This window comes from Virgibacillus sp. AGTR, assembly GCF_016919725.2.
GTDB lineage: Bacteria > Bacillota > Bacilli > Bacillales > Amphibacillaceae > Virgibacillus > Virgibacillus salarius.
This window is the reverse complement of sequence record NZ_JAJERH010000001.1, coordinates 202,653-209,032: the sequence shown is the minus strand read 5'-3', so window position 1 is coordinate 209,032 and position 6,380 is coordinate 202,653. Positions and strand designations below refer to the sequence as shown.

Here is a 6,380-nt window from a genome sequence, read left to right as displayed (position 1 = left end):
GTAGTGATAAGGACTGAGCGAATTTTGCTCAGTTTTTTTTATAATGAACATACGTGTCATTATCTATTTGGATAGAAACTCCTCGATAACCTTCTTCCAGTAGTTTTTTCTGTGTTTCATAATCCATCATTCGAACGATTTTTTTCTTTATAGTAGTATTAAATTCTCTTGTGAAATCACGGAGTAGTATGTAACGAAGTTTTCCGTTATATTTCTTTTTGAGTGCGATTATTTCCATTCCTAAGGCAATCTTATCTTTAATACTTGGAATATTGAATGGTGCAACTGTGGTTGCTACATATTGAAAACGCTCTTTGTCTACTTCTGTAAATAGTAATTCCCCCATATACGTTTGTAGTCGATTCCCACGAAAGTCAGGATGTACATTAGATATTTCTGAATAGATCATTTTTAACCGTTCTTCTTTCGAAAGTCCAGCATCTATGCCTAAATGTTCATGTTCATCAATATTTGGAATGAGCATTGCTCGAAAAGCAATCATTTTGTTCGTAATGAAGATACCAATCATTGAGCCATTTCCAGTTAAAATATGGCGATATTCTTCATAGCTCAGCGTCTGTAAAGCCGCTGGTACTTCCATTGCTTGCTCAACTATTTGTTGAAGCTCTAAAATTTGTGGTATATCATCAACGGTTAAGAATCTAACATAAAAGGATTGCTTAGACTTTGGAAGCTTTCCTTCAGCAATAATCTTATGATTCATATGGACACCTTCTTTGTATGCTGTCAATGTAAGTAGTGTGGATTCATCAAATCAATTCCTAGGCCGATGTGTTTGGTTCAATTGAATAAATGGAAACATTATATTGTAAATTGCCAACGTCTTTTGAAAACTTTAATGGACCTGTTAATTCTACGCTTGTAATTGTCTTTTTCTAAAAAGCTATATAAAAGCCGGCAGCAGACCCGATGGAATATTCTACCATAGAACCAATCTGACAGTCTATCCGAGCCGTCTCTGCCATCGCGGCTAACTTTATAGCAGGTACATGTCACCACATTTCATCAGTTTAATATTCACTTTATCTGGTGAGCGCTTGGCTATTACTTCACGCATTTTTTTAAAACCATGTAATCCTTCATCAATCCTTATTGGAGTAGTAGTTTTCAATTTTATTTCTGCTAGAGAATCCATATCATCAGCTATAACTGGCTGCTCAAGCTAGTTTAAAGACACATGTTGTAATTTATCTAAAGCTTGTAAGGTAGCTGCAGAAGAATGCCAGCCTTGGTTGACATCAGCATGAATAGCAGTTTTTTGCCGACATGTTTATGGACAGCTTGATACGTTCCAAGCCTATATTTTACTTGGCAATACTTCTATAGCAGTTATTTTCATAATTATCTCTACCTATATATAATGTTTACTTTTCTTTTCTCTAGTTTCTTCATTTTCTAAGGTATTGATATCATTAGCTTGATTTCTATCCATTTTTGCAATCGTAAATCCGGTAAAGGCATAGAGTAGTCCGATTAATGGAACTGTAAAATTCAAAATAGCGTATGGTGCATAGGCAAAAGCATGTACACCTAATGTGCCATATATAAACACACCACACGTATTCCACGGTATAAAGACAGATGTTAACGTACCGCCATCCTCTAATGATCGGGATAGATTTTTCGAATGTAGTCCACTATCATAATATACTTTGGCAAACATTCGCGATGGTACAACGATGGAGATATATTGTTCTGAACAAGTAGCATTAGTCAAAAAGCAAGCACCGATCGTTGATGCAATAAGAGAACCAGTCGATTTTACAATTTTCAAAAGCTGATCCATCATGGCTTGCAGCATACCAGAGTATTCCAGTATACCACCAAACGTCATGGCAACAATTGTCATGGATACAGTATACATCATTGACATTAATCCACCGCGATTAAATAGTTCAGAAACCATCTCATTTGACGTGTTAATGGAATAGCCATTTTGTAACACATTTAGTGCGCTGGCTATGGTATCTCCTTGAATGATAATTTCAGATAGGAATCCCATAATAATTCCTACAGCGATTGAAGGAATCGCTGGTACCTTTAATGCTACCAAAATAATCACAAGTAATGGAATCAACAAAAGATATGGTGAGATAACAAAATTCGCTTGCATATCTGCAATGGTTTGTTGAATATTAGCATTCTCAATGGTATTCCTGCCGAAATCTTTTCCCAAGTAAGCGAAAACAAACAGAGAAATCAGTAGTCCAGGGAAAGTTGTATAAAACATATGCTTAATGTGCACAAATAAATCTGTGTTTGTTAAACCAGATGCAAGGTTTGTTGTATCAGATAGTGGCGACATTTTATCGCCAAAATAGGATCCAGAAATAACCGCACCTGCTACCATCGGTACGGGAATTCCCATACTCATACCGATACCCATGCCGGCAACACCGATTGTCCCCATTGTTGCCCATGAGCTTCCAACTGTCAATGCAACAATACCACATATGATTGTAATCGTTACCAAAAAAATGGATGGTGAAATAATTTTTAAGCCAAAATAAATCATTGTAGCTACCACGCCACCACCAATCCAAGCACCAATAGTCAGTCCGACAAGCATGATGATAAGTACTGCCGGGAGAGCGAGTTTAATTCCTTGAAACATCATTTCTTCGATTTCTTTCCAATTATAACCTTGATTCCAAGCTATCAAAGCAGCAACCCCTGTACCGATAATGAGTGGTATGTGAGGTTCACCTTCAAAAACAACAATGGTTAAAAGCATTGCAATAATCATAACTATTAATGGAACGAGTGACCACCAAATATTGATTTTTCGTTTTTTTATATCGATGCTCATATTGTATCCCCCATCTAGTAAAGTCGTAACAATAATAACATTTTTTAAAAGAATAAAAATTATTTTAATTAGAAATTATAAAATTGTCAATCTATTTTTGTTAATAATATTGTGGGTGTATACAAAGCGTGTTCGTATAAAAACAATTCTTCTCCGTGAGGACGGTAGGCTTAAGCTTACTTACAAATGAATATGTTATGTCTACTTATTTTGAGAAACATAGTTTTTTGTATCCTAATTTGTCAATGATAGCTTTATCTACATCCTTATTTTTACTAATCCAATTAGGGGATATGCTGTATGCTATTTTTAATAAAAGAAGCTGGGACAAAACACAACTTTTTACTCAAAATACGAATAATCATGTTATAAATAGAAGTATCATCGCCGCCCCGTGAAAATATACCCGCTTTCCGCGTGCACGGATTAATGTCAACTAATCAACGTTCAGTTTTATTGTTTCTTCATTCTTTTGTCTCAGCCTCAATTAATGTATGTATCTTTCTACTCTGTGTTTGAAAATATCCCGGCTATTTTGTTTATACTGTAAGCGAAGTCGTTCAGAAATTTTCCTAATAATTACACCCAGCCTTTAAAAGAGAAACCTCTGCCATTTTTCGAATACCAACGATATAAGTTGCTAACCGCATGTTGACTTGGTGCCGATTAGTAGCTACATAAACTTTTTTGAAAGACAGTTTGCATTCTTCAGATCAGTAATACCCGGATGTATCTAAAATTCACAAATTATGGCATGGATGATGGATGAATATAGCAGAATTAAAGAGTTCGAAAGCTAGACAATGGTAATGTCGGAATGTTTGAAAGGTTATACTGTCTGATCTCAGAGACGTATTTGTCTCTTTTAGGGTCAGACAGTACTTGTTTTATTTCTGACTAATCAATGTTTCTCCTTAAAATTCTTCATAGGTTGCAGGGTCTTGGTCTTTATTTCTACCATCCGGTCGAGTTAGGGTTGCGATTGCCTCCATTTCCGACTCTTCTAAAGAAAAATCAAAAATGGATATATTCTCAAGCTGTCGCTCGTATGCAGCAGACTTCGGAATTGCAATAGAACCAAGCTGATAATGCCAGCGTAAGATAATCTGCGAATTAGATTTTTGATGGTTTTTCGCTATGTCATTAATTATTTCATTTTGTAATACCTCATTTGCTCGCGCCAATGGACTCCATGATTGTGTACGAATGTTATGCTTTTCATGCCATTTTCGCTGTTCTTCCTGATTGAAAAATGGATGTAGTTCAATTTGGTTGAGGCTTGGCAGCACACCAGTTTCTTCTTCTAAACGTTCCAAATGCTCAGGTAGAAAATTACATACCCCAATTGAACGAATGAGTCCCCATTTCTTGGCATCTATTAATGCTTGCCATGCTTCGATATACGTATTCTGCTTTGGATTTGGCCAATGTATAAGATATAAATCGTAATAAGATAAATTCGCTCGATATAGGGATTCTTGAATAGTAGTTATAGCCTTGTCATAGGCTTGGTAACGACCTGGTAATTTCGATGTAATTATTAAATCCTCTCTATGGACAGAACTTCGACGCACTGCTTCACCGACTGTTCCTTCATTCTCATAATTATACGCCGTATCGATTAATCGATAACCTGCATGTATCGCATTGCTAATTGCTGTTACACCTTGATTCCCATTTAGTTTATATGTACCAAAACCGACAAAAGGTACAGCCATCCCATCATTTAAAGTGACTTCTGGTATAGATAGGTTCATTTCGATTCACCCCTTCTTATTCTTATCTCAAGGTTACACATTTATAGGTAGAAAACCAACTATTTGAACTAATCTTTCATAAAACGTAATCGTTACTATTTACAAAACCAACGATTATAAGTATAATATTTAATCGTAATCATTACGATTTAATGCGCGACTTCTTATATTGAAGCATGAAATTTAGAAAGGAGGGATATGGTGGCTAAAAAAGCAAAAGTAGTCAAAGAGAAAAAACGTCAGGCAATGGTAAAAAAGTATGCTGAGATTCGTAGAGAATTAAAAGCAAAAGGTGATTATGAAGCATTACGAAAGCTACCGAGAGATTCTTCACCAACAAGATTAACAAATCGATGTCAAGTAACCGGTAGACCAAAGGGGTACCTAAGGAAATTTGGTATGTCACGAATCGCATTTAGAGATTATGCCCATAAGGGGCAACTACCAGGAGTCAAGAAATCAAGCTGGTAGGATGGAAAAATTAATAATAACTATATCCTACATTGATTGGTTACCTCTTGCATATAAATCGTAATGATTACGTTTTTTATGAAGGAGGAGAAGCGACTTGAAAAAATATTATAAGTTTAGTATCTATATTGCTTTTATTATTTTATTTTTGACTGGCTGCAATGTAGCGAAGGAACTATCTGTGTCGGAAGCTGGTGAAAATCATAAGGTGTTACAAATTTATACAACGTTATATCCTTTGACCTATTTTACAGAGCAAATAGGTGGAGAGCATGTGGAAGTGGAATCGATTCTACCTTTAGGTGCAGATGCTCATACATATGAGCCTACATCCAAGACAATGGTTGAGATTGCTAAGGCGGATGGATTTATATACAACGGAGCCCAAATGGAAGCTTATGCGGAAAGTATCAAGGAAGCATTAAAAGACGAAGGTGTTACTGTACTAGAAGCATCTAAAGGAATACCTTTATTAGAGCATAAGCATCATCACAGTCATGTCGAAGAAAATGACCATGACCATGGACATCATCATAATGAGATGGAAGAGGAAGAAGAAACGCACCATCACGATCATGGACAGGAAGACCATGAAACAGAAGAGCATACACATGAACATCAAGAGTCCCATAATCATGACGAGGAACCTGAGGAACATCACCATAATCATGGTGACAAAGACCCGCATGTCTGGTTAGATCCAAATCGAGCTATCACGATTGCTGAAAATATTAAAGATTTATTAGTAGAATTACAGCCTGAAGCAGAAGCGGAATTTGAAAATAATTTTACGGATTTGAAATCCAAATTAGAAGAACTAAACAAAAGCTATCATGAAAAAATTCAAGCACAAAGTAGAAATGAAATCTTAGTTACCCATGCAGCATATGGATATTGGGAAGAGGCTTATGGGATTAAGCAAATTGCTATTTCTGGATTATCTCCATCCAATGAACCATCTCAACAGCAGCTAGTGGATGTTATAAATATTGTCGATGACCATGAGATTAACTATTTATTGTTTGAACAGAATGTAGAGCCAAAAGTAGCGAAAGTTATTCAAAATGAAACAAATGTAAAGTCGCTTGACCTGCATAATTTATCTGTTCTTACTGAAGAAGATATACAAAATGAGCAGGATTATTTTTCACTTATGTATCAAAACCTAGATGTCCTAATAACAGCATTAAAAGAATAGACTTTATGCCTTTTCAATAGATAAGTAAATATTACGATTATTACAGGCGGGTCTATTCTATGGACCTAAGGCACTACTCTATCTCCGGAGATATACTAGACTTCTTGAAAAAGAAGAGCGCTTT

General features: G+C 35.8%; 5 protein-coding genes and 1 pseudogene. 2 read left to right on the top strand and 4 right to left on the bottom strand.

Features of this window, described 5'->3' with window-relative positions; all coding sequences use genetic code 11:
- Positions 1-28: 28 nt before the first annotated feature.
- The 4 genes and pseudogenes from JUJ52_RS01000 to JUJ52_RS00985 form a co-directional block, all read right to left on the bottom strand.
- The gene (locus JUJ52_RS01000; RefSeq protein WP_026681678.1) at positions 29-724 is read right to left on the bottom strand and encodes a hypothetical protein; all 696 of its coding nucleotides are present in this window, start codon (positions 722-724) and stop codon (positions 29-31) included.
- A gap of 47 nt (positions 725-771) precedes the next feature.
- Positions 772-1,305 (bottom strand): annotated as a pseudogene (locus JUJ52_RS00995) (enolase C-terminal domain-like protein); the annotation flags it as partial.
- A 67-nt stretch (positions 1,306-1,372) separates the two neighbouring features.
- A complete protein-coding gene (gene nhaC / locus JUJ52_RS00990; protein ID WP_205388436.1) occupies positions 1,373-2,830 on the bottom strand; it encodes a Na+/H+ antiporter NhaC in 1,458 nt (485 codons plus the stop codon).
- A gap of 914 nt (positions 2,831-3,744) precedes the next feature.
- A complete protein-coding gene (locus tag JUJ52_RS00985; protein WP_026681680.1) occupies positions 3,745-4,587 on the bottom strand; it encodes an aldo/keto reductase in 843 nt (280 codons plus the stop codon).
- Between the two features lie 201 nt (positions 4,588-4,788).
- Here JUJ52_RS00985 and rpsN point away from each other — a divergent pair, with 201 nt between their 5' ends.
- Both rpsN and JUJ52_RS00975 read left to right on the top strand, forming a co-directional pair.
- Positions 4,789-5,058, top strand: coding sequence for a 30S ribosomal protein S14 (gene rpsN, locus JUJ52_RS00980; RefSeq protein WP_026681681.1), 270 nt, complete (start codon positions 4,789-4,791; stop codon positions 5,056-5,058).
- 97 nt (positions 5,059-5,155) lie between these two features.
- Positions 5,156-6,256 (top strand): metal ABC transporter solute-binding protein, Zn/Mn family, encoded by a 1,101-nt coding sequence (locus JUJ52_RS00975; RefSeq protein ID WP_166530339.1) that lies wholly within the window; start codon positions 5,156-5,158, stop codon positions 6,254-6,256.
- Positions 6,257-6,380: the final 124 nt, after the last annotated feature.

Bases quoted from the DNA above. Each gene is read 5' to 3' on its own strand.
- JUJ52_RS01000 (WP_026681678.1), bottom strand. From the start codon at position 724: ATGAATCATAAGATTATTGCTGAAGGAAAGCTTCCAAAGTCTAAGCAA.
- nhaC (WP_205388436.1), bottom strand. From the start codon at position 2,830: ATGAGCATCGATATAAAAAAACGAAAAATCAATATTTGGTGGTCACTC.
- JUJ52_RS00985 (WP_026681680.1), bottom strand. From the start codon at position 4,587: ATGAACCTATCTATACCAGAAGTCACTTTAAATGATGGGATGGCTGTA.